We start from the raw sequence: 26,989 nt of genomic DNA, 5'->3' as shown, positions 1-26,989 counted from the left end.
CAAAAAGTGGCGGGCAGCATAACGGCTTGTGTTGCAAACGGTTATGAATAAGCGTTCTAAGGTTATAACCGTTTTTCGCGCGCGACTGCGGCTTCAGCGGCTTCAGCGGCACTTTGCAGGCGCTGGGGCGGGCCCAGCCAGTTAAGCAACGCCTCGGCTTCCATGGGCTTTGCGATCAGATAACCCTGACCTTCATCACAGCCCCACTGCTTGACCAGGCGGCGAATCTCGTCTGTCTCGATGCCTTCCGCCACCACGCAGTAGCCGAGCTTCTTGGCGAGACCGATCAATGCCTTGACCAGGCGCTGGTCGGTTTTGTCGGACGCCAGGTTGCGAATCAACGACTGGTCAAGCTTGACCGTTGTCGCGGGTAATTGCCGCAGGTAGTTCCAGTTGCTGTAGCCCGTACCGAAATCGTCGATCGCCACGTCCATACCCATTTGACGCATGCGCTCCAGTTGGTGACGCACTTCAGCCGGGTTGTGCATCAGCGCCCCTTCGGTGAACTCCAGCTCAAAGCGGGTGGGGTCGATCTTGTGTTGACCCAGCAGGCGGATCATCCGGTCGGTGAAAGCAGGACCGGTGAGGTCCTCCGGAGTAACGTTGATCGCAATACGGAAATCGAAGCCCTGTTGTCGCCAGCGGGCGGCCTGTTCGATGGCACTTGTCAGCACCCATATACTCAGCGGACGCATCAGCGCGGTTTTCTCGGCCAGCGGCACGAATTCGGCAGGCCCGATGGGACCGAGCGTCGGATGGTTCCAGCGCAGCAAGGCTTCTACCGAGGTGCACAGGCCAGAGGCGAGGTCGATGCGCGGCTGGTAGACCAGGCGCAGTTGATCATGCGAGTGCACCGCGCTGGTCAGCGAACTGAGCAGTTTAAAAGCACGTTGCTGGGCGGCATCGAAGTGTGGTTCATACATCGCCCAGCCCAGATCGCGGTCGCGGGCATCATCGGCAGCGCTGATGACCATGCGCATCCAGTCCTGCTCTTCGGTCGGGTCGCGGTTCAGGGTGACGACCCCCAGACCTACCTGCATCTGCACCGGAATGCCCCGGCATTCCACGGGTGTCTCGAAGTCTTCGAGAATGGTACGAAACAGATGATCAGGCAATCGGTCTCCAGCCAGCAGAAAGCCGAAGCGGGTAGGGCTGACCTTGTACAGCGAACAGGTGGGCGGTAGCAGATGCTCCAGGCGGCTCTTGATTTCGGTCACCAGATCCTGAGAGAAGCTATAGCCCAGAGCCTTGACAATGTCGTTCAGGAACGCGGAGGTGATCATGTCCACCACGACCAACTGATAATCAACGCTCGATGCCAGTGCCTGATGGATGTCTTCCTGCAGGCGTGACCGGTTGTACAAGCCGGTCGGCTGGTCAATGAAGCAACTGAGGCGCAAGCTGACTATGCGTTTCATGACCAATGAGGCGAAACGCTTGAGCATCTGCATCTGATGCTCGCTCATTGGCTCGCGCGGCTTGGTGTCGATCACGCACAGGCTGCCCAGGGCAATGCCGTCATCGGTGATCAGCGGGGCGCCTGCGTAGTAGCGGATATCGGGGTGGCCGGTCACCAGGCTATTGTTCACGAAGCGTTCGTCCAGGGTCGCATCCGGTATTTCAAACAGCGTGTCGGAAAGAATTGTGTACGCACAGAAGGAAACGTTACGTGGCGTTTCCCGGGCATTCAGGCCCACCCTGGCGCGAAACCACTGACGGTGCTCATCGACGATGGAGATCAAGGCAATCGGCGTCTGGAAGAACTCGGCGGTCATTGCCACGATTTCATCGAATACGTCGTCGGAGGTGTTTTCAAGTACGCACAGCTCCCGGATGCGCAACAGACGTTGCGTTTCATTCAGAGGAATGGGGGCACTGGCGTTCATAAAAATTCTCGGTGGGTGTTCAGTGATGACTATATGACATCACGGAGCTGACTTTAACAGTTGAAAAAAATTCAATTACAGGCGCAGACGGCTACTTTTTGAGCGCTATGGGTCTTGCAGCCCCATAAGATAAAGGGCTTGCTCGTTTGTATGCAGAGTGTTACAAAAAATGCCATTCGTCGTTTGGTTGCACATCAGCAAAACGGTCATGGCTCGGCACGTCATAAACCTTGCCTGCAGGTATGAACGAAGCGGGCTTTCACTGTGCTCTTCATTTAACGTTTATGCGTTCGGCTGACTCGAAATACGCTTATCCACCGTAAGCCGACCCAGGTACGAAAAATGAACGTCAAGGTTCGACCCGCACGTACAGCAGACGCTGGCGCCATCAGTCGAGTGGTGCTGGCTGCATTGCGCACCAGCAATGCCAGGGACTATCCGGCCAGTGTGATCGAGCGCGTGCAACTGAGTTTCAGCCCGGCTGCCATTGATCGGCTCATGCAGCAACGTCGGATGTTTGTGGCGGTGTCTGGGGAGGTGGTTGTCGGAACTGCCAGCCTGGAGGGTCAGGTTGTGCGCTCGGTGTTTGTCGACCCTGACAGGCATCGTCGGGGCATCGGGCGTTTGTTGATGGCAGAGCTGGAACATGTCGCCCGTGAGGCAGGTTTGGAGCTGCTGATTGTGCCGTCATCCTTGACCGCGCAGGAGTTTTATACGGCGCTGGGTTTCAGGTTGGTGCGAGAGCATCAGGAAGGGGTGGAGCGCACATTGATCATGGAACGGCAATTGCGCACCTGAGGCATTCCATGCCTTAAGCAGTGACTTCCTGCATTTCCTGCAGCTGGTAGTGCGCGTACAGCGTGCTGGCGATCAGCGTGCAGAAGACTTTCAGGGTATCGAGCGTATCGACATCGTCGAGTGGCGTGGGCAGGTTGTCCAGACCGCACAGCGTGCCGAAAAAGTCTCCGTTGGGGAAAATGATCGGCAACGAGAAATAGCTCTGAAAACCATAGAGTTTCGGGATGGGATGCTCTGCGTAGACCGCATCCGTAGCAACCTCGTTGATCACGATCGGACAGTGGTGTTGACGCAATTCATTGCACAGCGTGGTTTCAAGCTTGAGCTCGTGGCCTGGTTCCAGCCCGAATCTGATTTCGTCATACACCGCGCATGCCGTCCAGCTGGTCTCGGTTACTTTGGCAATGGCTGCAAATCTCAGCCCGGTCAGCCGGGTTACCAGCCGTAGCAGGCTGGAAGTGGCTTCGATTTCACTGATGACTGCCAGCTCTGCTGAAGTCAGTTTGTTGTTCAAAATGCGTCACCCTGGTCATAAATGCACTGATGCGGCCTTGGCAGTACGCCTGGCGCTGCCGATCACGCGCAGGAAGTGATCCTGCCATACCTGATCATGGCTTACATGAAATATCGTGTTCGTCGCCCTTAACTATTTAATGAGTTTAATGGCGCTGTCAATGTTGAACACTTGCCCAGTGGCGTGTACTAGTACATGTGTACTATATGGATCCTATTTTTGCATTGATAAAATCGCAGGTTTGCCAGAGCAAGGAATGCCTGAAACACCGTGCAGGTGTGTACAGGCCGTGTGTTTTTCTGCCGGGCTGAATTTCATCACTGCGAGCATCGAACACCATGCACAAGACTACCCTGGGCTTCACGGTTGCCATGATTTCCACGCACTTGTATGCAGGCGGCTTTGCGCTTAACGAGCAAGGTATAAGTGGCATGGGCACAGCGTTTGCGGGCCGGGCCTCTGCCGCCGAAGATGCCGGCACGGTATACGGCAACCCTGCAGGCATGGCGCGTCTGGCCGGCCAGCAGGTCACCGGTGGCGCTACCTTTATCGATGCATCGACGGATATCAGCCAGGCGAGTGGACGTTCGAGCGGCAGCAACGATGGCGACATGGTGCCATTCAAGGCCATCCCGTTCGGTTTCTATACCCGCAGGCTGAATGAACACTGGGCCATCGGCCTTGGCGCGTACGTGCCGTTCGGTCTGGCGACGGATTACGAACGCGGTTTTCAAGGGCGCGCCTTTGCCAGTAAGAGCGATGCAAAAGTTCTGACCCTGCAACCGACATTGAGTTATGCCTTCAATGACAGGGTATCGGTGGGCTTCGGGCCGACCATCAATCAGTTTGCCGGCTCGCTGGAGTCGGACCTGACGCTTAACCCGGCCATCGCCGACAGTAATGTGAAGGTGAAGGGCAAGGATGTCGCGCTGGGCTTCAATATCGGCGTTCTGGCCAGCCTGACTGATACCACGCAGGCTGGTTTGACCTACCACTCCAAAGTGCGCTACGACCTGGATTGCCACACCGAGGTTGCCACAGGTGCCGGTACGCCAGCCCAGTTGCTGAACAGCAATCGCTATGACTGCTCGCTACAGGTCGATACTCCTGAATCCTACGAATTGTCAGTCACCCAGAAGCTCACCGATGCCTGGACACTTTATGCGGGGACGACCTGGACGCGCTGGAGCCGCATGAACGACCTGAGTTTCAGTACCGAGAACATCAGCCCCGCGCGCGGAGGGGTACTGGCTGCGTCCTTGTCTGGCGCTATCGCAGGCGGGCTGGACTGGCATGATACCTGGGCCTATGCGCTCGGCACATCGTATCGACTGGATTCACACTGGTCGTTGCGTACCGGCATCCGTCTGGATCAGTCACCGACCAGCAATACCAATCGCTCGCCACGCACACCGACCGGCGACCGTACGATCTTCAGTGTGGGGACGGGTTATGACGTCAGCAAAGAACTGACCCTTGATGTTGCCTACGCCTATCTTAAAGAAGAAAGCGTTGATGTCAGCCGTGCCAATGCGCTGGCCAGTTACAGCGCGCGCTATCAGAACCGCGCCAGCTTTTTGGGCGTGGGGGCGACTTACCGTTTCTGAGAAAGTTGTCAGTCTGCAGAAGCAGTACATCCTTACTGTTACTAGTACATCCGTACTATGGCTGGCCCTGGTTCGGCAACTTAAGCTAATGCGCTGAATAACACCCTGACTTGTTGATGGCAGACGACGTTTTTATAACGTCGCCGGCCGCGCGTGCGCGACCGTAACAGGTCTTGCAGTGGTGTAAACGGATCACTCACAACAGACTTTGTTTTCAGAGGGAACGCGCATGGGTATTTCTCGCCATTTGGCAAACATAAGGGGGTTGGCGGCGATTACGCTGGTCACAGTAATCATGACGGCCTGTTCGACCGGTGGCGGCAACCCGCTCGATACCCTGACCGGTGATTACAAATATGCGCCTGACTATATAAAAGCCAACATCATTGCCCGCAAGTCGACCAAGGAACAGGTTCGCCAGGCGTTTGGTGCGCCTTATTCGGCGCAGGACGATGTGTCCGATAACAGCTCCGAGTGGTACTACGACCGTAACGAATCTGGTCTTAACTCATTGACCAAGATGGCGGCCAAGTACTCCAACCGATACGGTTCCGGAGACGCGGCATCCACCTTGCTTCAAGGGCAATCGCGTATGGGCGATGCGCAGGAAATGATAGGCGACGCAAGCACACTGAGCGGCATGCAAGCTACCGGAAGAAAAGCGTCGATTACGCGCATTTTCATCAAGTTCAAGGGCAATGTGGTTGAGCGCTTCACAACTGATTGACCACAGCTCGCTGCCCAACGTCTGCAAGCAACACATTCCAACGACTGTCAGTACACCGCCGAACCGGCCTTGAAACTCAGCAACAGCGAGCGCAGTTCGACCGGCCTTACCGGTTTTGATAGAACAGGGATATCTGGATCGTTCAGCGTCTGCCGGACGTGCTGAAGCTCATGGCCGGTAATCACGATAGCGGGTATGCGCCTTCCCTGCAGCCCGCTCAGGTAGGCAATGCAGTCGGCGCCCGAGGCCGTACGATCCAGATCGAAGTCAGTGACTACCAGATCACAGTCGACACTGATCTCGGGGATGCTGCTGAAGGTCTGTACCTCGCAGCCCCATCTGCGCAGCAACATGGCGGTGGCTTCAAGCACGTTGCGATTGTCTTCGATCAGCATGACGCGCAGACCGGAAAGCAGGCGGGTATTCCAGTTGATTTCGATGTTGTTCACCGGCTGGCTGGCGGCCACGGCTTTCAGGCCGCTGACGGTTACCGCAGTGCCGCGCTCGGGCACTGAACTGATATTGACCCGCAGATTCATGAGCCTGGCGATACGGCTGACGATACTCAGCCCCAGGCCAACACCTTCAATGTCGCGGTCACGCTTCTCGCGGACGCGATAGAACTCGTTGCACAAGTGCGGCAAGTGCTCGGCGGGTATGCCGCGGCCCCGATCATAAACACCAATGCTGACTGTGCCTTTTTGCCGGCGACAGCCAATCAGAATCGGTTTGCCCGGCGCGTATTTGAAAGCATTGGAGACAAGGTTCTGCAACAGCGTGCGCAACAATGCCGGGTCGGTCCAGACGTGATGGTTGCCGCTGTGTACGCGAATGTCCACGCCAGCCCAGGTGGCAGCCTCGCTGTTCTGAGCGGCCAGCCCGTTGAGCAGTGCATCCAGGTCGACTGATTCGGGGCGCGGTGCGACTTCGCCCTGATTGAGGGTGTAGATGTCCAGCAACGAACGAAACAGTTGTTCTACCGCACTCAATGCCCGGTCGATGTTATTTACCAGACGTTGTTCGTTATCGCCCAAAGCCGCATCGCGCAGGCAGGCAGTAAACAGGCTGATGGAGTGGATCGGCTGGCGCAGGTCATGACTGGCCTGTGCCAGAAACCTTGACTTGGCCTGATTGGCCGCCTGGGTTTCTTCAAGGGCCATGTGCAGTCGGCCAAGCAGAAAATAGACAAACAGTGGCAGGACCAGCATGGTCAGGATCATCATGACGGCCACAGCATGGTGTTCACGCAGAAACGGCGTGAGCACGATGATGATCATCAACGAAATCATGGAAAAGCCGGTTGCCAGCAGCAGGTAGTTGCGCCCGTAGCGCATGCCGTAGCCGACCGTCATGCTCAGCATTACCGAGTACACCGGCAACATGGCCTCGCCGCCAACCGAGATCGTTACGATTCCCGCCAGATTATCGGTCACCAGGGCAAACAGACGTCGTCTGCCGGAGGCACCCGGGCGCTGGGCAATGCGTATGATCAGCCCCACCGTGACGACGCCGAAGCCCATGCAATAAGCCAGGATCACAAATAGCTTGTTCTCTGACATTTCACCCATCCCATACGCGATCAGTGCGTAAAGGATCGATGTGGCAATGACCCCCATGCGCAGCAGCGCCTGAGTCATTTCCAGATCTATTCGTTGGGGCAGTAATGACATGACGGCTACCGTCTCAGTGCTGTTTGCCGGCCAGGCTGGAAAACTGTGCAGCGGCAGCCGATCGGGTGGACACACCAAGCGCCTTGAGCAGGCTGGAGACATGAATACGCACGGTAAAGGGTGAAATACCCAGATCCCTGGCGATTTCCTTGTTGGTTTTTCCCGACGCCACAAGCCCCAGTACTTCTCTTTGACGTGCGGTCAGATGGCTGATTGCGCCAGTGTCCAGATCGCTCAGTAATGAACCTTCGGGCTTGTACTTGACCACCACTTCGCCATCGCGAATGGCGATGATGGATTCGGCAATTTCCAGGGGGTCTATATTTTTGCCAATGAAGCCATCCGCACCCTGAGACATGACCTGTGAAATGGTGTCCAGATCATCGACCATCGAGACGACAATGATTGAAGTGCGTTTGAACTCGCTGCGCAGGCTGCCGATGGTCTGCATCGAAGTGAGCCCCGGAAAGCGCAGGTCTAGCACCAGTGTGTCGACCTCATCACCCCGGCGTGCGAGGGTGAGTACTTCATCCAGATTGCCTGCTTCTTCAATAATCGCTTCGGGTATCAGCCGCTCGATAGTACGCAGCATGCCCTCACGAAACAGCGGGTGGTCGTCGGCCACAATGATTCTGCACGGCATACCTCATACTTCCCGTATTCAAGTAGCGCGCATCATACCTGATAGAACGTATTTGTATCGTTAATGAAACAAATGAAGTGCAACTTTAATGGGGGTCGAGTGCTGGCATTTTGTTATTGTTTTTTTTGCCAGAACTGGCACTAGCGCTATAAAAGGTGCAGCAGACGAATCCGCTGCCTTGCCGCCATGCCCGATAGTAATGGATCCCGGTTTGCATCATGTCTTGAAGCGCAGTACAAGATCATTCAAATTGACTGCCAACTGAGAAAGTTCGGTACTGGCAATCAGTGTTTGCCGGGTGCCTTCGCTGCTTTGTACGGCCAGATCACGGATGCTGATCAGGCTTCTGTCGACATCACGCGCTACATGCGCCTGTTGCTCTGATGCTGCAGCGATCTGCAGGTTACGGTTATTGATCTCCAGTACCGAGTCGGTGATCTGGCGCAGCGATTGCCCGGCGTCTTCTGCTGTCTTGCGAGTGTTATGGACTTCCTGAGTACTCTTCTGCATGGACTCGACAGTGGCCGAAGAACCGGCCTGAATCGCCGAGATCATCTGTTCGACTTCCTGGGTGGACGTTTGTGTGCGATGCGCCAGCGCGCGCACTTCATCAGCCACCACGGCAAAACCACGACCTTGTTCACCGGCACGCGCGGCTTCGATGGCTGCGTTCAATGCCAGCAGGTTGGTCTGCTCGGCAATTCCGCGAATCACGCCCAACACTTTGCTGATGTCCTGTGCCTGGCCGGCCAGGGCAGTGACCTGTGCAGAAGAGCCCTCGACCAGACCGGTCAGGTTCTGCATGGCGGTCAGGGTCTCTGTCACGCGCTGGTTGCCCAGGTCGGCGGAGACGCTGGATTGTTGGGCGGCCTGGGAGGTAGACGTAGCATTACGAGCGACCTCTTCTACGGCAGCACTCATTTCGTTTACAGCAGTGGCGGCCTGTTCGATTTCGCTGTTCTGTTGTTGCAGTGTACGGTCGGCGCTTTCGGTGATTGACGTCATCTCGACTGCAGCGGTGCTCAGTTGGGCGGATGCGCCGGAAATCTCATGAATGGTGGTACGCAGGTTCCCCGACATGGTGTTGAGGGCCGTCATCAAGCGTGATGCTTCGTCGCTGCCGGTAACGCCCAGTTGCCGGGTCAGGTCGCCTGAGGCGATGTCTTCTGCCAGTTTGAGGGAAGCGTTGAGCGGATCGACAATACTGCGTGTCAGGGTAATCGCCAGAACCACGGTCAGAAGGGACGCCGCAATAACAACGGTCAGCAATACATTGACGCTGTGGTTGTAAACGTCGGTGGCATCTTTTCCGGAGCTCACGGCTTCTTCAGCGTTGTGCCCACGCAGCGTGGTGAGTTTTTCCTGATAGGCAGTGGCGCGCTGAACCTGCTCTGAGTTCGCAAAGGAAACAGCTTTTTCATGATCGGAGCTGTCCATGGCGATGATCTGTTTCACGCCGTCGATGTAGGCCCCCATCTTGCTGTTGGCCTCTTCGAATTGCGCACGGTCGGCTTCGCCCGAAATCAGATTTTTTCGATAGAACTCGCTGCTTGAGCGAAGCGCCTCGATCGCCTCCCGGGCTTTGGCTTCTGCTGTAATGTGCACGGCAGGATCGGTACTGGCGAGCATTCTGATGCTTTCCAGTCGAGCGTGAAGCAGGGCGATCTGAATGTCGTCGACGATCTGAATGCTGGGCAACGAGTTTTCTTCGATGTTCTGCTCGGCCATGCGCAGGTGGTCGATCTGTACGTAGGAGAATCCTCCGAGGCCGATCAGCAGCAAGGTAATCACGCCAAAAAACAGGGATGCCCTGCGTGAAATATTCAGCGATCTGATGTTCATGGTTGCCTCCAGCGGCAAAACAGGCAGAAGGACAGTACGTTCCTTTCCGATAACTGTTTTTCTGCCGAAGCCGGGAGAGCTTTAATTAATAGCGATGAAAGTTATTTCATGATGAATGTAATGTTGTTTGGGGTTTGTTAAGCAATGGTCTCGAAAACTTCCCGTCACACAGTGAATAATGTTAACGGTTTACACGATTCACTAATGTTAAAGTATTAACTCTAGTGGAGTGGCTTTTCGAAGGTCTGCCTTCAGTCAAAGCCTGCTGGCTAAGCCGCTGACTGGGTAGCGGTTGCAGGCAATATATCCAGAAAACCGGCTATGCGGCCCATGCAGGCCACTCTTTCTTCCACATGGGGCATGTGACTGGACTCTTCGAACACCGACGCGCGAACGTCAGGAATGTTCTCCTTGTAAGGTTTCACCACGAGTGGGGTGGCTTCGTCATGAGCCCCGGAAATCAGCAATGTCGGTACCTTGATATTTTTCAGCCTGTCGACAATGGTCCAGTTCTTCAGGGTGCCGATAACGTGAAACTCGGTAGGGCCATTCATGGCGTGATACACGGTCGGGTCCGCGTCGATCTGGTCGAAGGTGCGTTTCACCTCGTCCGGCCAGGGTGTGATGCGGCATACATGACGGTCATAAAATGCCCGCGATGCTTCCAGGTACTCCGGGTCAGTCAACGTTCCAGCTTGTTCGTGCTTGAGCAATGCAGCCTGCACATCTGCGGGCAAAGCCTCGCGCAGTCGGTTGGCCTCGCTTACCCAGGTACGCATGTCTGCCGGGGAGTTGGCGACAATCAGCGCTTTCAGCCCTTTGGGCTGGAGCACCGCATGTTCCGAAGCCAGCATGCCGCCCCACGATTGGCCCAGTAACGCGTAATTGTCTTCGATGCCCAGGTGGGTAAGCAGGTTGTTCAGCTCTCTCAAGAACAGATCGACTGTCCAGAATTCGCGACTCTCATCGGGCAGGCGAGTCGATTTTCCATTACCCAACTGGTCGTAATGGATCACGGCCTGAGTGTTACTGGCGAGGTCCTTGAACGAGTCCACGTAATCATGGGTACAACCGGGGCCGCCGTGCAGAATGACCAACGGTGTACGCGGGCCTTGCAAGTTGCCGGTGACGCGATACCACGTCTGATAGTCGCCGAACGGCGCAAAACGTTCCTTGATCGTCATGTCTGCCATGTCGCCGGTCCCTGCTGGATAGTTCGGGGCACCATAGCGCTGCGCGTGGCATCTTAAAACTATAGAAAATGATAGGTTTTGGCCGATAAACCGGTCAGTGGTCGAGTAAACGGTAGTGAACGGCACGCACGACCGCCTGCACACGGTTTTTGGCCCCCAGTTTCTGCATGGCCGAATTCAGATGCAGCGTCACCGTGGCGACCGAACGGTTGAGCTGATCGGCGATTTCCCTGGCGGTCAGCCCTTCGGCAGACCAGCTCAGGCATTCACGCTCGCGGCGGGTGAGCTTGATCGCATTACAGGAGCGCATCTTCTGGTCAAACAGCGGGTAGGCGACTTCCTGAAAGGCATGAGCAAGCAGACCGAACTCGGCCAGGCTCTGCCGGGCATCTTCCAGCGCAGCGTCGCTGCTGTCTGAACACAGGCCTGTCAGGGTGGCGAAACCGCCCTTGGGCATGTGGATAGGCACCGTCACGCCACAGGTCATGTGTGAGTCATGCAGATAGCGCACCACCGGCTTGTGCATGTCGGTGATAAAGGTTTGCAGCACCGTTTCGGCCTTGGGCTGGTATGACCATACAAAAGGCGAAACGCTGGCCACGGCCAGGTGTTGCACCGGGTCGATCTGGTAGTACCCCTGGCTGCACCAGAGTGCGTGCCAGTCGGCGGGGGTGTTGCGCAATGAAAGCAGCGACGGTGTGATCAGTGCTCCATCATGGGACACAGGCACCGGGCTGTAATCGTAAATCACCGCATCGAATCCAAGATCCGATGCCAGTAACAGTGCGCAATCCATTTGCTGATCCACTGTAGATGCCGATTGCAGACGCGAATTGAAATCCGACAACCTGATATGCATGGCTTGACCTCCTTTGTCATTGAGCCGGTGTGGGGGCCTTAATATAGCAATTAGCAAAGACAGTGCCACGCCTGCGTCCAACCGGCTGTCAGTCGTGTAAAACCTATAAGAATTGCTAGCTGTTTGCCATGGCGCTGCGCGATAGGGTTGAGGCCATGAGCGACGTCCGCAAAGGTGAGGTGCGATGGAGTATGCGAGCAAGGCGGATGAGCGCAAAACAATCAAAGTCGACGGATGGTCAATGTTCGACTACAACTTCGCTCTGCCCTTTTGCGTGAAAGGGGCGGCGGCGTACTTTCCGGTCCTGCTGAATTTTCTGTCACAGCATCGGGGCGTCTGATGAATCTGGGTCGTTATCGTTTTATTCTCCAGCGTCCGTTGCAGTTGCTGCCGGTGCTGTTCGGCATCAGTCTGGTGACCTTCCTTCTGGTGCGCTCGATCCCCGGCGACCCCGCGCGCATTCTGCTGGGCGCCCGTTCCACACCGCAGGCACTGGCCAACATCCGCGCCCAGTACGGGCTGGATGAACCCTTGTGGACGCAGTATGTGTACTTCATGAAAAACCTCTTGCAGGGCGATATGGGCAAATCGCTGCTGTACAAGATCGATGTGCTCAAACTGATCGTTACCCGGCTGGAGCCCACCGTATTTCTGGTGTGTGGCAGCGTTCTGCTGGCTCTGTTGATCGCCGTGCCGTTGGCCACTGTCGCTGCACGCAACAAGGGCAGTTGGGGCGATAACCTGATTCGTGTCTTCACCACAACGGGGTTGGGTATGCCTGCATTCTGGCTGGGCATCATGCTGATCCTGTTGTTCAGTGTGCAGCTTGGCTGGTTCCCGGTGTCAGGTTACGGCAGTGACTGGCTAGACAAGGCCCACCACATGGTGTTGCCGTGCCTGACCATCGCCCTGGCTTTGTCCGCTGTGCTGATTCGCAACCTGCGCGCGAGCATGCTCATGGAGCTGCAAGCTGATCACGTTACTGCGGCGCGGGCACGTGGCGTCAGTGAGGGTGCGGTGTTTCGTCGTCACGTATTGCCCAACTCGCTGGTGCCGTCGATCAACCTGCTGGCGGTGAACATCGGCTGGCTGATCAGCGGCACTGTCGTTATCGAAAGCCTGTTTGCCATCCCCGGCATCGGCCAGTTGCTGGTGCGCGGCATCTTCAGTCGCGATTACATGGTGGTGCAGGGGGTAGCCATGGTGCTCGCCTGTGCCACGGTAATCATCAACTTCCTCGCTGATGTGGCCACTGTCGCGATAGACCCGCGGGTGAACATCAAATGACCATCGCTCACGTCCATCTTCGCCCACACTGGCGTTCGCGGCTTTGCCTGCGCTTGCGCAACGGACGGCTGGCGATGCTGCTAGGTGCCGCATTGCTTGGTGTATGGCTGCTGCTGGCACTCTTCGCGCCGTGGCTGGCACCTTATGACCCGATTTACCAGAACACCGAACTGCGCATGCTCGCCCCGCACCTCGCGCATCCGTTCGGCACCGACAATTTTGGCCGCGACATCCTGTCCAGAGTCATCTGGGCGGCACGCATCGACCTGCAGATCTGTGTGCTCGGGGTGGTTTTCCCGTTCATCATCGGCACGTTTGCCGGCGCATTGTCGGGCTACATCGGCGGGCGCTTCGACAACCTGTGCATGCGCATAATCGACATCGTTCTGGCCTTTCCGTTTCTGGTGCTGATGCTGGCGATCATTGCGATTCTCGGCCCTGGACTGAGCAGTTTCTACATCGCCATGGCTCTGGTGGGCTGGGTGTCTTACGCGCGGCTGATCCGTTCACAGATTCTGGTCCTCAAGGAAAGCGATTTCGCCCTGGCGGCCAGAAGTCTGGGGTTTGGTCACTTGCGCATTCTGTTCCGCCATCTGCTGCCCAACGCGATGTTCGGCTCGATTGTGTTTTCTATGTCTGACGCCGTTCTGGTACTGCTCAGCGGTGCGTCGGTCAGCTATCTGGGGCTGGGTGTGCAACCACCCTTGGCGGAATGGGGCACCATGGTCGCCGAGGGACAGGCGTTTCTGACGTCTGCATGGTGGATCTGCACCTTTCCGGGGCTGGCCATCGTGACGCTGGCCATGGGCTTCAGCCTGCTGGCGGACGGCGTTGCCGAAACCCTGGGGGAGCGGCAATGAGTACGCCGGTGCTGACAGTCCGCGAGATGAGCGTGATTGCGAACAATCGGGGGCACGAGGTAACGCTGGTCGACCGGCTGTCGTTCGATCTGCAGCAGGGCGAGATTCTCGGGCTGGTCGGCGAAAGTGGATCTGGCAAGACCATGGCTTGCCGGGCATTGATGCAACTGATGCCATCGCCGGACCTGCACGTGCGCGGTGGTTCGGTGCTGCTCAATGATGTCGACCTGTTAACGCTGGATGCAGCCGGCATGCGCTCCATGCGTGGGAGGCGGATCGGCATGATCTTTCAGAACCCCAGCAGTCATCTGGACCCGCTGATGCGTATCGGCGAGCAGATTGCCGAAGGTTTTCGTCTGCATCAGGGCGCTTCGAAACGTGAGGCACGGGCGCAGGCGATTGATCTGCTGCGTCAGGTCGGCATTCCCGACCCGGCTTCGCGTGTGGATAACTTTCCCCATGAGTTTTCCGGCGGCATGCGCCAGCGCGCCATGATTGCCGTAGCGTTGGGCTGCGGGCCACAGGTGCTGATCGCCGACGAACCGACCACCGCGCTGGACGTGACGGTGCAGGCGCAAATCCTGCGGCTGTTGCTGGACCTGCGCGACCGTCACGGGTTGTCGTTGATCATGATTACCCACGACCTCGGCGTTGTAGCGCAAACCTGCGACTCCATCGCGGTGATGTACGCCGGTCGATTGTGTGAACACGGCAGCAAGCGCGACGTGCTGGCCCGCGCCCGTCATCCTTATACCCGCGGCCTGATCGACTGCCAGCCCGCCAGCAGCGCGGGCAGTGGCCTGCTGCGCACGATTCCTGGGCAGCCGCCATTGCTCGATGCGCTGCCCGTTGGCTGCCGTTTTCATGCGCGCTGCGGTCATGCCGGCGCAGGCTGCGTCGAGACGCTACCCCTGATGCGGTCGATGGGCGTTGCCCATGAAGCGGCCTGTCACTACCCGCTGGCGGATTCCCGAGAGGCCGTTTCATGAGCGGCTCCGTGCTGTTGAACGTCAACGATCTGGTGGTGCGCTTCCCGGCCCCTGGATCAGGCTTCATGGGCCTCAACAAGCGTTGGGTGCATGCCGTCAACGGTGTGTCGCTGAGCATTCGTTCAGGTGAAACGCTGGGCCTGGTTGGCGAGTCTGGCAGCGGCAAGAGCACGCTGGGGCGCGCCATTCTGCGTCTGAACGACATTACTTCCGGGCAGATCGTCTTCGATGATGTCGACATGGCCCAGGGCAGCGGTATCAGTCTGCAGCGTTTGCGCAGTGAAACAGCAATGATCTTTCAGGACCCTTCTTCCTCGCTCAACCCGCGCATGACTGTCGGTGCCACGCTGGCCGAAGTGCTGAAAGTACAACGCAAGGTCAGCGCATCCGAGATTCCGGCGCGGGTCATCGAGTTGCTCGATATGGTCGGCCTGCGGCCCGAATTTGCCGAACGCAAACCGGGTGCCTTGAGCGGCGGGCAATGTCAGCGTGTCGGCATTGCCCGCGCACTGGCCATCGAGCCGCGGCTGATCATCGCCGATGAGTGTGTGGCGGCATTGGACGTGTCGATTCAGGGGCAGATCATCAACCTGCTGCTGGAACTACGCCAGCGTATGAACCTGGCGATTCTGTTCATTGCCCACGATCTTGCCATCGTGCGCCGCCTGTGTGACCGGGTGGCGGTGATGTACCTGGGCAAAATCGTTGAAGAGGGCCCGGTCGAAGAGGTCTTTCTCAAACCGCGTCATCCCTATACCGCGGCGCTGATCCAGGCGATCCCCGAGATTGATCCGGATCGTCCGCTGCCCGGTGAACCCTTGCAGGGCGAGCCGCCCAGCCCCCTGAATTTACCCGCTGGCTGCGCCTTTCATCCGCGTTGCCGGTTCGCCAGACCGACCTGTTCCAGCGTCGCGCCACCCACCCGGCATGTCGGCGAGCAGCGCTACGACTGTGTACTTGATGCACCCGTTTTTTGATCCAGACCTACAACAACATCTGTCCCGACAACGGCAAGGAGTTCATTTGTATGAAAGCTCGACCAATGAAAATGCTGACCGTCGCCATGCTGGCGGCCTGTTCTCTGGCAGCGGGAGTGGCGGAAGCCGCGGGCGTGCTGACCATCGGCCGTCGTGAGGACGGCACCACCTTCGACCCGATCAAAAGCGCGCAAAACATCGACAACTGGGTATTTTCCAACGTCTACGATGTGCTGATCCGGGTTGACGACAAGGGCACAAAACTGGTGCCAGGGTTGGCGGAAAGCTGGTCGATCTCGCCCGACGGGCTGACTTATACGCTCAAGATACGCCCGGCCAAATTCTCCGATGGCTCGGAGCTGACCGCCAGCGACGCAGTATTCAGCCTGCTGCGAATTCGCGACGACAGGGGCTCGCTGTGGAGCGATTCCTACAAGATTATCGACAAAGCCGTCGCGACAGATCCGCGTACGCTGGTCATCACCCTGAAGAATCCATCGGCCTCGTTCCTCTCGCAACTGGCGCTGCCCAACGTGTCGATTCTCTCCGAGAAGGCCATGAAGACCCTGGGCGAAGAGGCCTACGCCGAAAAGCCTGTCGGTTCGGGAGCCTTCACGGTGAAAGAATGGCGGCGCGGTGACCGGGTGATTCTGGCCAAGAACCCCGACTTCTGGGAAGCGCCGAGCGTCAGCCTTGATGGTGTCGAGTGGATCTCTGTGCCGGATGACAACACCCGCATGCTGATGGTCCAGAAGGGCGAACTGGATGCAGCGATCTATGTGCCGTTCTCCCGTGTCGAAAACCTGAAGAAGAACCCTGATCTGGTGGTCCACCTAGACCCGTCCACCCGTGAAGATCATTTGTTGCTCAACCATGAGCACGGCGCATTGGCCAAGCCTGAGGTACGCCAGGCACTGGACATGGCTATCGACAAGAAATCGCTGGTCGAGGCCGCCACTTTCGGGCTGGGCACAGTGGCCAATTCCTACATTCCCAAGGGCGCGCTGTATCACTACGCCGATAACCTGCAACGCCCGTATGACCCGGTCAAGGCCAAACAGATGCTGGCGGATGCTGGTGCGTCAGACCTGAAGCTCAACTATGTGGTCAACGCTGGCAACGAAGTCGACGAGCAAATTGCGGTCATGCTGCAACAGCAACTGGCCAAGGTTGGCGTAACCACCACGCTGCAGAAAGTCGACCCGAGCCAGAGCTGGGACATGCTGATTGCCGGGGACTACGACATCTCCGTGATGTACTGGACCAACGACATCCTCGACCCGGACCAGAAAACCACCTTCGTGCTTGGCCATGACACCAACAACAACTACATGACCCGTTACAAGAATGACAAGGTCAAGGAACTGGTCGCCGCCGCACGGGTTGAAATGGACCCCAAGAAGCGTGAGCAGATGTACGTCGACCTGCAGAAAATGGCCAAAGCCGACGTCAACTGGATCGACCTGTACTACAGCCCTTACATCAGTGTTTCACGCAAGAACATCGAGCACTTCGGGCAGAACCCGCTAGGCCGGTTCACGCTTGAGGAAACCGTCAAGAAGTGAAGCGGGCAGGGCTGTTGTCTGGCAGACAGCAGCCCTGATTCTTCAACCGATGACGGGCATGCGCGTTAATTTGTATCCTCAGGTTTACCTGCGCTGTGGCAGGCTCTGCGAGTGGTAAGGTTGCGGCCTTTTTGCGCTGTACTCCGCGGAGCCCTTCATGCACAACCCCGTCCCCCGTACCGAATCGCCGAGCGCGCTGGCGTTCATCAAGCGCTTTTTCGCCGCTGAGGCCGCTGGCGGTCTGATCCTGATGGCGGCTGCGCTGGCAGCCCTGATCGTCGCCAACTCGCCGCTGGCCGACAGCTACTTTGCGGCGCTGCATACCGTGCTCGCCGGGATGTCGGTAGAGCACTGGATCAACGATGGCCTGATGGCAATCTTCTTCATGCTGGTGGGCCTGGAGATCAAACGCGAAATGCTGGCCGGTCAGCTTGCATCCTGGAGCCAGCGCGCCTTGCCGGGCTTCGCGGCGCTGGGCGGCATGGTGGTTCCGGCGTTGATCTACGTGGCATTCAATTGGGGCCAGCCAGGTACCATTGGCGGCTGGGCCATTCCGGCAGCGACCGACATCGCATTCGCCCTGGGCGTGCTGTCATTACTGGGCAAGCGTGTGCCGTTGTCGCTGAAGATATTCCTGTCGGCACTGGCAATTCTCGATGACCTCGGTGCCGTGCTGATCATCGCGCTGTTCTACACCAGCGACCTTTCCATTCCCATGCTGCTGGCCGCACTGGGCTCCATCGCCTTGGTCGTCGCGCTGAACCGTCTGGGCGTTAAAAAGCTGCTGCCTTACCTGATTGTCGGCGCGCTGCTGTGGTTCTTCATGCTCCAGTCCGGCATTCACGCCACCTTGGCGGGCGTAGCGCTGGCGCTGTGCATTCCGCTCGGCAAACCCGATGAAGAAGCCAGCTCGCCGCTGCTGCATCTGGAAGAAAAACTGCACCCGTGGGTCGCCTTTGCCGTCGTACCGATCTTTGGTTTTGCCAACGCTGGCGTTTCACTGTCAGGCATCACCGTCGACAAACTGCTGGACCCGGTGCCGTTGGGCGTCGCGCTGGGGCTGCTGATCGGCAAACAGGTCGGCATCTTCGCCCTCTCTGCACTGGCGATCCGCGCCGGCCTGGCTCGCTTGCCGGACGGCAGCAACTGGGGTCAGCTTTATGGTGTTGCGGCGCTGTGCGGTATTGGTTTCACCATGAGCCTGTTCATCGGCGCACTGGCCTTCCCGGGTGTACCGGAGCTGGTCGATGAGGTCAAGGTGGGCGTGCTGATCGGGTCGGTATTGTCGGCGTTGTTGGGGGTTGTGGTGTTGCGCAGGTTTGGGGCGCAGGGGGGAGCGTAGGGTACGATAATCTCAACTATCGTGCGACGCTCCGCGTCGGCATGCCGGTCTGGACGCTCTGCGTCCTCTTTGCGACGTAAACCGTCGCGAACTGCATTCCCGACGTAATGGAAGTCACAGTCAATCATATAGCCAGGAGTAGATTGAGAAATGTTGAAGCTGATCAGTCAGCACAATTGTGCGCCTTCGCTTGAGGACCCGAAACACGATGTGTACCTGTTCAGCGTCGATACATCCAGAGCCGATAAACCGTTCTGTTTTGAACAGTCAATTGGCGGTGGACACGCTGAGCGGGGTGGCTGCATATTCCTGAATCTGGATGGGCTTGAGAAATGGCCCGGTGATTGGCGAGTTCATCTGGATAAGTCCGGTTGCGGCTGGGTAGCGGAGTTGATGGCGGGGGCGCAAACCGATCAGCAAACCGTGAAGTTGATTCTGGATCAAGTGACCATTAACTGATCGCAATCTGACGGTTCAGAAACCGCACGGCATGTCGATAAAGAAGTGACATGCCAGGGACTCGGCAAATCTGACTTTATTTTGAGAGCCCGGTGCATGTTTCACTTATTCCGACCACGTCATGACAGAAAAGCGCTTCAACAACTTATTGCCTCTCTCAAGGGGGCTGGCGAGCCAGTTGTAAGAGGCTGCGCTGAAGAGAACACCGTACTTGAGTGCTGGAGTTCGCTGAGTACCCAGCGTCGTCTCGACGAGCAACGTATCGCCGATCTTGAGCAGGAACTGGAAACCGCCCGCCACCTTCTGGGTGAAGCCTCTGCCTCGGCCGCCGCTTTTGAGACCCGCTTTGATCTGGTCAACCGTGCGTCGAGCGAGGGCCTCTGGGATATGGAGGTCGTAGCCGGCGATCCGGTCAACCCGAACAATCGATTCTGGTGGTCGCAGCAACTTCGCACGCTTCTCGGTTTTAACGACGAGCGAGATTTCCCTAACGTACTGGCGAGTTGGGCAGACCGGCTTCATCCGCAGGATAAACAAGCCACGCTCGACGCATTTGCCAAGCATCTGAATGATCGCTCGGGTAACACGCCGTACCGAGTCAAGAATCGTCTGGCGATGAAGAACGGCACTTATCGCTGGTTCTATGCCCAAGGCGAAACGTTAAGAGACGCACGCGGAACGCCGCTACGTGTCGCCGGCTCGCTTCGTGATATTCACGATGAGCTTGAGCGTGATCTGCAACACGATGTGATCATTACCCGATTCGAACTGGCCCGGGAGATGCTCTCCGACGGGCTCTGGGACATGGAGGTCATTGCTGGCGACCCGGTCAATGCGAGAAACCCGTTCTGGTGGTCTCCACAGTTCAGGCGGCTCTTGGGTTTCGAAACAGTCGAAGAGTTTCCTGACGTACTGGATAGCTGGGCGTCACGGCTGCACCCTGAAGACAAGGAGCGCAGTCTGACGGCATTCGGTGCGCACTTGAATGACCGGACTGGCAAGACGCCGTTCGATATCGAGTACCGCCTAAAGATGAAAACCGGCGAGTACCGCTGGTTCCGTGCACGCGGCCAGACTCGTCGCAATCCCGAAGGTGTTCCGCTGAGGGTGGTCGGTGCGTTGGTGGATGTGCATTTGAAGCATGAGCAGGATGCTCTTCGCGACACCGAAGCACAGCATCAGAAAAACCTGGAAGAGAACATCACTCAACTGACCCAGATAGTCGGCACTATCCAGAGCATTGCCAGCCAGACCAACCTTCTGGCGCTCAATGCGGCGATTGAAGCTGCACGTGCCGGGGAAGCTGGTCGGGGCTTTGCGGTGGTAGCTGACGAAGTGCGCAAGCTGGCGACCCGAACGACTGAAGCGACAGAGCAGGCGGCAAGCATGATGAGCCGCTGATAAAACCAGCCTTCGCTTTTTGATAGCCGCAAAAAAACGCCTCCGCAAGGGAGGCGTTTTTTCAACTCAGCACATCAAACACATCAAGCCAGGTCGAAGCGGTCCAGGTTCATCACCTTGGTCCATGCGGCCACGAAGTCTTTGACGAACTTCTCGTTAGCGTCCGAACTGCCGTACACCTCGGAGATCGCACGCAGTTGGGCATGTGAGCCAAATACCAGATCGACACGGGTGCCGGTCCATTTGACTGCGCCGGTTTTGCGGTCACGTGCTTCAAAGGTGTCGTTGGCACCCGAAGTTGCTCTCCACTCAACGCCCATGTCCAGCAGGTTCTTGAAGAAGTCGTTGCTCAGGGTTTCCGGCTTGTCGGTGAATACGCCGTGCTTGCTCTGTCCGACGTTAATATTCAAGACCCGAAGGCCGCCCAACAGCACAGCCATTTCCGGTGCAGTCAGTGTCAGCAGTTGCGCCTTGTCGACCAGCAGCGATTCTGCCGAGACCTTGTAGTGCGCCTTCTGATAGTTGCGAAAGCCATCGGCGATCGGCTCAAGGAAGCTGAACGACTCGACATCCGTCTGCTCTTGCGATGCATCGGCACGGCCTGGTGTGAACGGCACCGTGACGTGCTGGCCAGCGTTCTTCGCAGCCTGCTCGACGCCTGCACTACCGGCCAGGACGATCAGGTCAGCAATGGAAACCTGCTTGCCACTCGACTGAGCGGCGTTGAACTCGCTCTGAATACCCTCAAGGGTCTTCAGTACGCCCGCCAGTTGTGCAGGCTGGTTGACCGCCCAGTCCTTCTGCGGAGCAAGACGCAGACGGCCGCCATTGGCACCGCCGCGCTTGTCAGAGCCACGGAAGGTAGAAGCGGCTGCCCATGCGGTGGAAACCAGCTGCGAGACAGAAAGGCCCGAAGCGAGAATCTTGCCTTTGAGCGCGGCAACATCCTGATCATCCACCAACGCATGACCCACATTCGGAATCGGGTCTTGCCACAGCAGCTTTTCGGCCGGTGTTTCCGGGCCGAGGTAGCGCGCGAGCGGGCCCATGTCACGGTGAGTCAGCTTGAACCAGGCGCGCGCGAACGCGTCGGCCAGTTGCTCAGGGTTGTTCAGGAAGCGACGGGAGATCTGCTCGTAAGCCGGATCGAAGCGCAGCGCCAGGTCAGAGGTCAGCATGCTCGGTGCATGACGCTTGGATGGATCGTGGGCATCCGGAATCTTGCCGGCGCCAGCGCCGTTCTTCGGCGTCCACTGATGCGCGCCTGCCGGGCTCTTGGTCAGCTCCCACTCGAAGCCAAAGAGGTTTTCGAGGTACTCGTTGCTCCATTTGGTCGGAGTCGAAGTCCAGGTCACTTCCAGGCCGCTGGTGATGGTGTCGCCACCCTTGCCGCTGCCGAATTTGTTTCTCCAGCCAAGGCCCTGCTCTTCAAGACCGGCTGCTTCAGGCTCCGGACCGACGTTGTCGGCAGGGCCTGCGCCATGGGTCTTGCCGAAAGCGTGACCACCGGCAATCAGCGCTACGGTTTCTTCATCGTTCATCGCCATGCGACCGAAGGTTTCGCGGATATCCCGCGCCGAAGCGACCGGGTCCGGCACACCCTCAGGCCCTTCAGGGTTCACGTAGATCAAGCCCATCTGCACAGCGGCAAGCGGGTTTTCCAGATTGCGCTCACCGCTCGCGGTGCGGCTTTCTTCGTTAGCGTGATTCTCCGGCTCGGCCACCAGCGTGCCGTCGCCCGGCTGCTGCATTTTCTTCTGTGCGCCGTAGCGTTCTTCGCCACCCAGCCAGGTGGTCTCGGAGCCCCAGTACACATCTTCTTCCGGTTCCCAGACATCCGGGCGACCACCGGAAAAACCGAACGTCTTGAAGCCCATCGACTCCAGCGCGACGTTGCCGGTAAGCACAATCAGGTCAGCCCAGGAAATCTTGCGCCCGTACTTCTGCTTGACTGGCCAGATCAGGCGACGTGCCTTGTCCAGGCTGACGTTGTCAGGCCAGCTGTTGAGCGGCGCAAAACGTTGCTGACCGGCACCTGCACCGCCACGGCCATCGCCTGTACGGTAGGTACCGGCGCTGTGCCAGGCCATGCGAACGAACAGTGGGCCATAATGGCCAAAGTCTGCTGGCCACCAGTCCTGCGACCGGGTCATGACATCGCGCAGGTCTTGTTTGACCGCTTCGAAGTCAAGGCTCTTGAACTCCTTGGCATAATCAAAGCTCTCGCCCATCGGGTCGGAGAGTGAGGAATGCTGATGCAGAATCTTCAGATTCAGCTGCTTGGGCCACCAGTCACGGTTGGTGGTGCCGCCGCCAGCAGCGTGGTTGAAGGGGCATTTCGATTCAGTTGACATGCTTGATACACCTTTTTGTCATTTGCATCCGGCCATCCAGCCCACTCGCGGGGCTTCAGACAGTGATGACGGAACTCAATAGCACTGGGTTCGTACCGGCCGCTCGATCAACGATCAGGCCGGTAGCGATCATTGGATTGCTGCGATACGAGCCCGCAACGTGCACGGAAAACTTGAGCTCATTCTTATCTCCTTATCAGGGTAAAACCGCACGGCCTTCGCCGATGCTTTTTCAGATTAGCCTTCTTCGCGAAGATTTCTAATAGAAAGAACGTTATGGGTTGATAGGCAAACTCTGGCAGCGCTGTCATCTGAACAGCGAAATGCTCTGTTAATCTGCTCCGCCATTGGAATAACAGGCCGGGCTTAGCCAGTGATCACGATTCGCAGCATGACAATCAACGATTACGAATCGGTCATCGAACTGATGCGCAACACACCGGGCATCTCCCTGCGCGACGCCGATTCGCGTGAATCGACGGCACGCTACCTCGACAGAAACCCCGATATGAGCTTCGTCGCCGAGGCGGAGGGGGCTCTGTGCGGCTGTGTCATGTGTGGGCATGACGGCCGCCGGGGTTATCTACAACATTTGATTGTGCTGCCGGAGTATCGTCGACAGGGGATCGCTCACGAGTTAGTCGAGTGCTGCCTTCAGTGTCTGGAAGCGCTGGGAATTCATAAGTGTCATCTGAATGTGCTGAAGGTTAACGAGGCGGCTGGCCGATATTGGTCGGGGCAGGGGTGGACATTGCGAGAAGATATTGACCGCTATTCGATGGTTCGGCAGGGCGGCGAGAATGCTTGAGAGGATCGAGCGCTATGCATGGGTATTAACCGATCTCACCCCTTGGTTCTGCTTTTCCACACGTCCAGAGGTCGTGGAAACTATCCTGCCTTCAAAGGCAATACATTGTCTGCCGCTCCGTTTGGCGTGATACAAATTTTCATCGGCTTCTTTCAACAGTTCATTGACGTTTTTTGCCCGTGCCAAACTCGCAATACCTGCACTGAACGAATAGGGCACTTTCGCTGTTTGGTCTTTTTGGGCGTGCATCAATAAATGATCCATTGCCGCTATGGCGTCTGCTGCGCTTGCTGCTGATAACATCACGCCAAACTCTTCTCCCCCCAGGCGACCAAAGCTGACCAGTCCCGTTGTGTTTTTCATGAGTGTTGCGAAACATATAAGGACATTGTCACCCACGTCGTGGCCATGGTTGTCGTTGATGTTTTTAAAGTTATCCAGATCAAGAATGGCGAACCACAGCGAGGACGTGTCATCTGACGTCAGTGCGTTGTCCAGGCTGGCGACCAGAGCACGGCGATTTGGGGCGTTCGTCAGCGTGTCGGTTTCGGACAGCTTCTGGTAGCGATCACTCGCCGCCATGGTCTGCATGACCAGGCTCAGGAAGGTTGCATTCAGGGAGCCGCCCAACAAGGTCGAGCTGATCAGGAAAACATAAAACAGAGCCGCATGATGGACGCCGACCGCCGTCAGGTCCGTTTGCCACATGATCAACCAGATCAGAGCAGCCGCAGCGACGTAGTCAATGAATTTGACGAAGAATACGCTCATTCCCGTGATGAGCAGGGAAGTGACAACCAATCCCCACATCGACGCCTCTACGCCCATGCGTTCGATCTGTACCTTGAACAGAACGGTAAGTGAGGTCATGTAGATAATGCCGAACAGGCGCCACGTCACCATGCTTCTGCTGTTGGAAGTGACAATGATTGACAGCGTCGCCCCCGCCAGAGCGCAATAAATAAATATATCCAGTGATTGCTCAATAGAAGGATTCAGATACCAGCTGATAATCCAACTGAAAAGGCCGATCAATTGAGACAGCTTCAAGGGTATGAAAATAGAGTTTTTCAGGTTTCTTCTTTGTGGCATGCGCTGTTTTCCATACTTATGCCAGCCGAAGCGTAATCGACGGCACATGCCTTGGTCGAGATGCGTGATGATATATTGCCAGTATACGTGATCAGCACTCGAGAGCGATGGCCGCTTGTCTTGCTGGGACAGCGACTGGGCCTACACCATGACTCAACGGGACGCTTTCTATTTGAAGCGAGCAGAGTTTTTATGAAGCTTGAAAGCAGTTTGGTAGCTTCGCTGTATTAATCCCCCAAGCTCCTTGCTGCCGGAATGAAACTTGCCTTCACTTATCAGTCGCATAACCACGTCGCGCAGATACGCTGCATAGTCGGCCAACACCTTCCGATCAATCTGCCGCGCATCATTGATACCCGGCCCCTGTTCTGAGCGGCACCACTTCACGAATGCCTGCCACCGATCATAGTGTGCCTTGACCGTGCAGTAATGACCGCCACCGAACATGTCTTTCAGAGCTTGCGGCCCTGCGTAGCTCAATTGTCTGCCGTAACCGAAATTGCGGCCATCGCGTCTACCCACCAATGCCATGTCAGTCACCTCATCTTCTGCTCCCCAGTCCTCGCCCCACGTCATCCCGCCAAGAATGCTGAGTGTTATCAGGGATCAAGGCCCCTGCGACCTGTGGGGAATGTCCTCTACGCGGGACTGGCGGCTCCTTACGACCGGGAGCAAGGGCATCTCATGATCTGGCCTCCTTAACACCGTTGCCGGTGGGCGGGTGGAGGCGGTGCCGGCTGACTAAACCAGCACCTGAAGATCCTGAGCCGAGTGAAGGCAGCGATGCGATGACAGGGGCACCCATGCTCATTCAAGATGGTGCTGGCCATCAAGCGCATGCCGTGGCTGACCAAGCGATCCTGGAAGCCCATGCGTTTCAACGCCATGCTGGCGGTCTGGCTATTGGCATGGGTACGCGGATTTCTGTCAGCCGGAAAGACATATTCGCGATGGCCGCTGTGAGTCTTCAGTGATTCCAATAGTGCGACAGCGTGATCACTCAATGGGATGCTGTGTGGGCGGCGCTTCTTCATCCGCTCCGGTGGGATAGTCCAGACACGCCTTTCAAAGTCGATATCTGCCCAGCGAGTAGTAGCCGCCTCGGCAGGGCGAGTCATCGTGTGCAACTGCCATTCGATCAGGCAGCGGGTCGTGCGTTTGATACTGGCGTTCGCGATCTCCAGCATAAGCTCGGGGAGCTCTTCGGGTGGAAGCGCAGCCATGTTCTCTTTCTGAGGCTTCTTGAAGACCGCCCTGATACCGCTGAGTGGGTTGGCGAAGATCAGACCAGAGTTCACCCCGTAGGTCATGATCTCGTTAAGCCGTTGGCTAAGACGCTTGACCGTCTCCAGGCTGCCTTTCGCTTCGATTGGACGAAGTAACCCGATCACCATCGGCGCGGTGATTTTCGTGAGTGGTGCCGTCCTCAAGTCGGGGAACACATGCAGCGTGAGCGACCGCCAAATGTCCTCGGCTTAGGCCGGGGTGACCGAGTCTTTCTTGAGCTCGAACCAGGCGGTGGCCACGTTCTCAAAGGCGTGTTCTGTTTCTGCACGCTTGGCTTCATTTAGCGTATTGCGCTGCACCTTGGGATCGATGCGTTGGGCGAGCAGCTCACGCGCATCGACTGCCATCTTTCGTGCGTTCGCCAGTGACAATTCGGGATAGGTCCCGAAGCCGATTTTGATGCGCTCATTGGTCACCGGTTCGCGGTAGTTGAAACTCCACAACAACGAGCCGTTGGTGCGTAACCTGAGCTGCAAACCGTCACGGTCCGCGAGGACATAATCCTTGGACGCCGTTTTGATTCCCTTGAGCTGTCGATCGGAGAGGCGGAGGTTTTGGGCAGGCATGAGATCGTCCTCAGGCACTGGTTCGGTACTCCGAAGAGTAGCACCAGATGAGCTGAAATATCGTCTGGAATACCCGAATGGATGGAACTCAGAAAATCTCAAAAGACCAGAAAAGGCGCTGTAGGCCGCGTATTTACTGGGTTCCAGACACAAAAAAGACGCCCTAGGGCGTCTTCATTTGCAATTTGGTGGGCCGGGGTGAGCTGAAATGATTTGCTAAACCTATGAAAAATATGAAGTTGGTTAGTTGAGCTTTCTTCGTG

The 26,989-nt window shown here is 57.2% G+C and carries 21 protein-coding genes and 2 pseudogenes; 12 read left to right on the top strand and 11 right to left on the bottom strand.

Features of this window, described 5'->3' with window-relative positions:
* Nucleotides 1-62: 62 nt before the first annotated feature.
* Nucleotides 63-1,886 (bottom strand): EAL domain-containing protein, encoded by a 1,824-nt coding sequence (locus RGM3321_RS21035; protein WP_244394680.1) that lies wholly within the window; start codon nucleotides 1,884-1,886, stop codon nucleotides 63-65.
* Nucleotides 1,887-2,228: 342 nt separating this feature from the next.
* On the opposite strand from RGM3321_RS21035, the gene RGM3321_RS21030 reads away from it, so the two are divergent.
* Nucleotides 2,229-2,684, top strand: coding sequence for a GNAT family N-acetyltransferase (locus RGM3321_RS21030; RefSeq protein ID WP_244394679.1), 456 nt, complete (start codon nucleotides 2,229-2,231; stop codon nucleotides 2,682-2,684).
* A 13-nt stretch (nucleotides 2,685-2,697) separates the two neighbouring features.
* Here the strand turns inward: RGM3321_RS21030 and RGM3321_RS21025 are convergent, their stop codons facing one another.
* On the bottom strand, nucleotides 2,698-3,198 hold the full coding sequence (locus tag RGM3321_RS21025) for a GAF domain-containing protein (RefSeq protein ID WP_244394678.1): 501 nt from the start codon (nucleotides 3,196-3,198) through the stop codon (nucleotides 2,698-2,700).
* Between the two features lie 338 nt (nucleotides 3,199-3,536).
* Here RGM3321_RS21025 and RGM3321_RS21020 point away from each other — a divergent pair, with 338 nt between their 5' ends.
* Nucleotides 3,537-4,805 carry an outer membrane protein transport protein gene (locus tag RGM3321_RS21020; protein ID WP_244394677.1) on the top strand — a complete coding sequence of 423 codons (1,269 nt, stop codon included), beginning with the start codon at nucleotides 3,537-3,539 and terminating at the stop codon, nucleotides 4,803-4,805.
* Nucleotides 4,806-5,034: 229 nt separating this feature from the next.
* Nucleotides 5,035-5,532, top strand: a complete 498-nt coding sequence (locus RGM3321_RS21015) for a hypothetical protein (protein ID WP_244394676.1) — start codon at nucleotides 5,035-5,037, stop codon at nucleotides 5,530-5,532.
* 47 nt (nucleotides 5,533-5,579) lie between these two features.
* Here the strand turns inward: RGM3321_RS21015 and RGM3321_RS21010 are convergent, their stop codons facing one another.
* The 5 genes from RGM3321_RS21010 to RGM3321_RS20990 form a co-directional block, all read right to left on the bottom strand.
* Nucleotides 5,580-7,169, bottom strand: a complete 1,590-nt coding sequence (locus RGM3321_RS21010; protein ID WP_244394747.1) for a hybrid sensor histidine kinase/response regulator — start codon at nucleotides 7,167-7,169, stop codon at nucleotides 5,580-5,582.
* A 46-nt stretch (nucleotides 7,170-7,215) separates the two neighbouring features.
* Complete coding sequence (locus RGM3321_RS21005) at nucleotides 7,216-7,845, bottom strand: response regulator transcription factor (RefSeq protein ID WP_244394675.1); 630 nt, start codon at nucleotides 7,843-7,845, stop codon at nucleotides 7,216-7,218.
* 216 nt (nucleotides 7,846-8,061) lie between these two features.
* Nucleotides 8,062-9,687 (bottom strand): methyl-accepting chemotaxis protein, encoded by a 1,626-nt coding sequence (locus tag RGM3321_RS21000; RefSeq protein ID WP_244394674.1) that lies wholly within the window; start codon nucleotides 9,685-9,687, stop codon nucleotides 8,062-8,064.
* 269 nt (nucleotides 9,688-9,956) lie between these two features.
* Entirely contained in the window at nucleotides 9,957-10,880 is a 924-nt protein-coding gene (locus RGM3321_RS20995) for a proline iminopeptidase-family hydrolase (RefSeq protein ID WP_244394673.1), read from the bottom strand.
* 94 nt (nucleotides 10,881-10,974) lie between these two features.
* Nucleotides 10,975-11,739, bottom strand: a complete 765-nt coding sequence (locus RGM3321_RS20990) for a LuxR family transcriptional regulator (RefSeq protein WP_058400660.1) — start codon at nucleotides 11,737-11,739, stop codon at nucleotides 10,975-10,977.
* A 339-nt stretch (nucleotides 11,740-12,078) separates the two neighbouring features.
* On the opposite strand from RGM3321_RS20990, the gene RGM3321_RS20985 reads away from it, so the two are divergent.
* From RGM3321_RS20985 to RGM3321_RS28415, 8 genes are all read left to right on the top strand, one after another.
* On the top strand, nucleotides 12,079-13,026 hold the full coding sequence (locus RGM3321_RS20985) for an ABC transporter permease (RefSeq protein ID WP_244394672.1): 948 nt from the start codon (nucleotides 12,079-12,081) through the stop codon (nucleotides 13,024-13,026).
* Nucleotides 13,023-13,886 (top strand): ABC transporter permease, encoded by an 864-nt coding sequence (locus tag RGM3321_RS20980; protein ID WP_244394671.1) that lies wholly within the window; start codon nucleotides 13,023-13,025, stop codon nucleotides 13,884-13,886. The genes RGM3321_RS20985 and RGM3321_RS20980 overlap by 4 nt, the downstream gene beginning before the upstream one ends.
* Nucleotides 13,883-14,875, top strand: a complete 993-nt coding sequence (locus tag RGM3321_RS20975) for an ABC transporter ATP-binding protein (RefSeq protein ID WP_244394670.1) — start codon at nucleotides 13,883-13,885, stop codon at nucleotides 14,873-14,875. Before RGM3321_RS20980 ends, RGM3321_RS20975 begins: the two co-directional genes overlap by 4 nt.
* The gene (locus RGM3321_RS20970; protein ID WP_244394669.1) at nucleotides 14,872-15,852 is read left to right on the top strand and encodes an ABC transporter ATP-binding protein; all 981 of its coding nucleotides are present in this window, start codon (nucleotides 14,872-14,874) and stop codon (nucleotides 15,850-15,852) included. The genes RGM3321_RS20975 and RGM3321_RS20970 overlap by 4 nt, the downstream gene beginning before the upstream one ends.
* A gap of 50 nt (nucleotides 15,853-15,902) precedes the next feature.
* Entirely contained in the window at nucleotides 15,903-17,417 is a 1,515-nt protein-coding gene (locus RGM3321_RS20965; RefSeq protein ID WP_244394668.1) for an ABC transporter substrate-binding protein, read from the top strand.
* A 157-nt stretch (nucleotides 17,418-17,574) separates the two neighbouring features.
* On the top strand, nucleotides 17,575-18,759 hold the full coding sequence (nhaA, locus tag RGM3321_RS20960; protein WP_244394667.1) for a Na+/H+ antiporter NhaA: 1,185 nt from the start codon (nucleotides 17,575-17,577) through the stop codon (nucleotides 18,757-18,759).
* A gap of 150 nt (nucleotides 18,760-18,909) precedes the next feature.
* On the top strand, nucleotides 18,910-19,218 hold the full coding sequence (locus RGM3321_RS20955) for a hypothetical protein (protein WP_244394666.1): 309 nt from the start codon (nucleotides 18,910-18,912) through the stop codon (nucleotides 19,216-19,218).
* A 96-nt stretch (nucleotides 19,219-19,314) separates the two neighbouring features.
* Nucleotides 19,315-20,619 (top strand): PAS domain-containing protein, encoded by a 1,305-nt coding sequence (locus RGM3321_RS28415; RefSeq protein ID WP_279614079.1) that lies wholly within the window; start codon nucleotides 19,315-19,317, stop codon nucleotides 20,617-20,619.
* 83 nt (nucleotides 20,620-20,702) lie between these two features.
* Here RGM3321_RS28415 and katG read toward each other — a convergent pair whose 3' ends face one another.
* Nucleotides 20,703-22,973, bottom strand: a complete 2,271-nt coding sequence (katG, locus tag RGM3321_RS20940; protein ID WP_244394665.1) for a catalase/peroxidase HPI — start codon at nucleotides 22,971-22,973, stop codon at nucleotides 20,703-20,705.
* 373 nt (nucleotides 22,974-23,346) lie between these two features.
* On the opposite strand from katG, the gene RGM3321_RS20935 reads away from it, so the two are divergent.
* A complete protein-coding gene (locus RGM3321_RS20935) occupies nucleotides 23,347-23,781 on the top strand; it encodes a GNAT family N-acetyltransferase (protein WP_244394664.1) in 435 nt (144 codons plus the stop codon).
* A gap of 12 nt (nucleotides 23,782-23,793) precedes the next feature.
* Here RGM3321_RS20935 and RGM3321_RS20930 read toward each other — a convergent pair whose 3' ends face one another.
* The 3 genes and pseudogenes from RGM3321_RS20930 to RGM3321_RS20920 form a co-directional block, all read right to left on the bottom strand.
* A complete protein-coding gene (locus tag RGM3321_RS20930; protein WP_244394663.1) occupies nucleotides 23,794-24,873 on the bottom strand; it encodes a GGDEF domain-containing protein in 1,080 nt (359 codons plus the stop codon).
* A 285-nt stretch (nucleotides 24,874-25,158) separates the two neighbouring features.
* A pseudogene (locus RGM3321_RS20925) lies at nucleotides 25,159-25,404 on the bottom strand (integrase); the annotation flags it as partial.
* Nucleotides 25,405-25,571: 167 nt separating this feature from the next.
* Nucleotides 25,572-26,726, bottom strand: a pseudogene (locus RGM3321_RS20920) (tyrosine-type recombinase/integrase).
* Nucleotides 26,727-26,989 lie beyond the last annotated feature (263 nt).

It is taken from the genome of Pseudomonas sp. RGM 3321 (assembly GCF_022836805.1).
Taxonomy (GTDB): Bacteria; Pseudomonadota; Gammaproteobacteria; order Pseudomonadales; family Pseudomonadaceae; genus Aquipseudomonas.
The sequence above is the reverse complement of the archived record's forward strand: the minus strand, read 5'-3'. Positions and strand labels throughout refer to the sequence as shown.

Excerpts from the sequence above, each read along its gene's own strand:
- RGM3321_RS21035 (WP_244394680.1), bottom strand. The coding sequence starts at position 1,886 with ATGAACGCCAGTGCCCCCATTCCTCTGAATGAAACGCAACGTCTGTTG.
- RGM3321_RS21030 (WP_244394679.1), top strand. The coding sequence starts at position 2,229 with ATGAACGTCAAGGTTCGACCCGCACGTACAGCAGACGCTGGCGCCATC.
- RGM3321_RS21020 (WP_244394677.1), top strand. The coding sequence starts at position 3,537 with ATGCACAAGACTACCCTGGGCTTCACGGTTGCCATGATTTCCACGCAC.
- RGM3321_RS21015 (WP_244394676.1), top strand. The coding sequence starts at position 5,035 with ATGGGTATTTCTCGCCATTTGGCAAACATAAGGGGGTTGGCGGCGATT.
- RGM3321_RS21010 (WP_244394747.1), bottom strand. The coding sequence starts at position 7,169 with ATGACTCAGGCGCTGCTGCGCATGGGGGTCATTGCCACATCGATCCTT.
- RGM3321_RS21005 (WP_244394675.1), bottom strand. The coding sequence starts at position 7,845 with ATGCCGTGCAGAATCATTGTGGCCGACGACCACCCGCTGTTTCGTGAG.
- RGM3321_RS21000 (WP_244394674.1), bottom strand. The coding sequence starts at position 9,687 with ATGAACATCAGATCGCTGAATATTTCACGCAGGGCATCCCTGTTTTTT.
- RGM3321_RS20995 (WP_244394673.1), bottom strand. The coding sequence starts at position 10,880 with ATGGCAGACATGACGATCAAGGAACGTTTTGCGCCGTTCGGCGACTAT.
- RGM3321_RS20990 (WP_058400660.1), bottom strand. The coding sequence starts at position 11,739 with ATGCATATCAGGTTGTCGGATTTCAATTCGCGTCTGCAATCGGCATCT.
- RGM3321_RS20985 (WP_244394672.1), top strand. The coding sequence starts at position 12,079 with ATGAATCTGGGTCGTTATCGTTTTATTCTCCAGCGTCCGTTGCAGTTG.
- RGM3321_RS20980 (WP_244394671.1), top strand. The coding sequence starts at position 13,023 with ATGACCATCGCTCACGTCCATCTTCGCCCACACTGGCGTTCGCGGCTT.
- RGM3321_RS20975 (WP_244394670.1), top strand. The coding sequence starts at position 13,883 with ATGAGTACGCCGGTGCTGACAGTCCGCGAGATGAGCGTGATTGCGAAC.
- RGM3321_RS20970 (WP_244394669.1), top strand. The coding sequence starts at position 14,872 with ATGAGCGGCTCCGTGCTGTTGAACGTCAACGATCTGGTGGTGCGCTTC.
- RGM3321_RS20965 (WP_244394668.1), top strand. The coding sequence starts at position 15,903 with ATGAAAGCTCGACCAATGAAAATGCTGACCGTCGCCATGCTGGCGGCC.
- nhaA (WP_244394667.1), top strand. The coding sequence starts at position 17,575 with ATGCACAACCCCGTCCCCCGTACCGAATCGCCGAGCGCGCTGGCGTTC.
- RGM3321_RS20955 (WP_244394666.1), top strand. The coding sequence starts at position 18,910 with ATGTTGAAGCTGATCAGTCAGCACAATTGTGCGCCTTCGCTTGAGGAC.
- RGM3321_RS28415 (WP_279614079.1), top strand. The coding sequence starts at position 19,315 with ATGTTTCACTTATTCCGACCACGTCATGACAGAAAAGCGCTTCAACAA.
- katG (WP_244394665.1), bottom strand. The coding sequence starts at position 22,973 with ATGTCAACTGAATCGAAATGCCCCTTCAACCACGCTGCTGGCGGCGGC.
- RGM3321_RS20930 (WP_244394663.1), bottom strand. The coding sequence starts at position 24,873 with ATGCCACAAAGAAGAAACCTGAAAAACTCTATTTTCATACCCTTGAAG.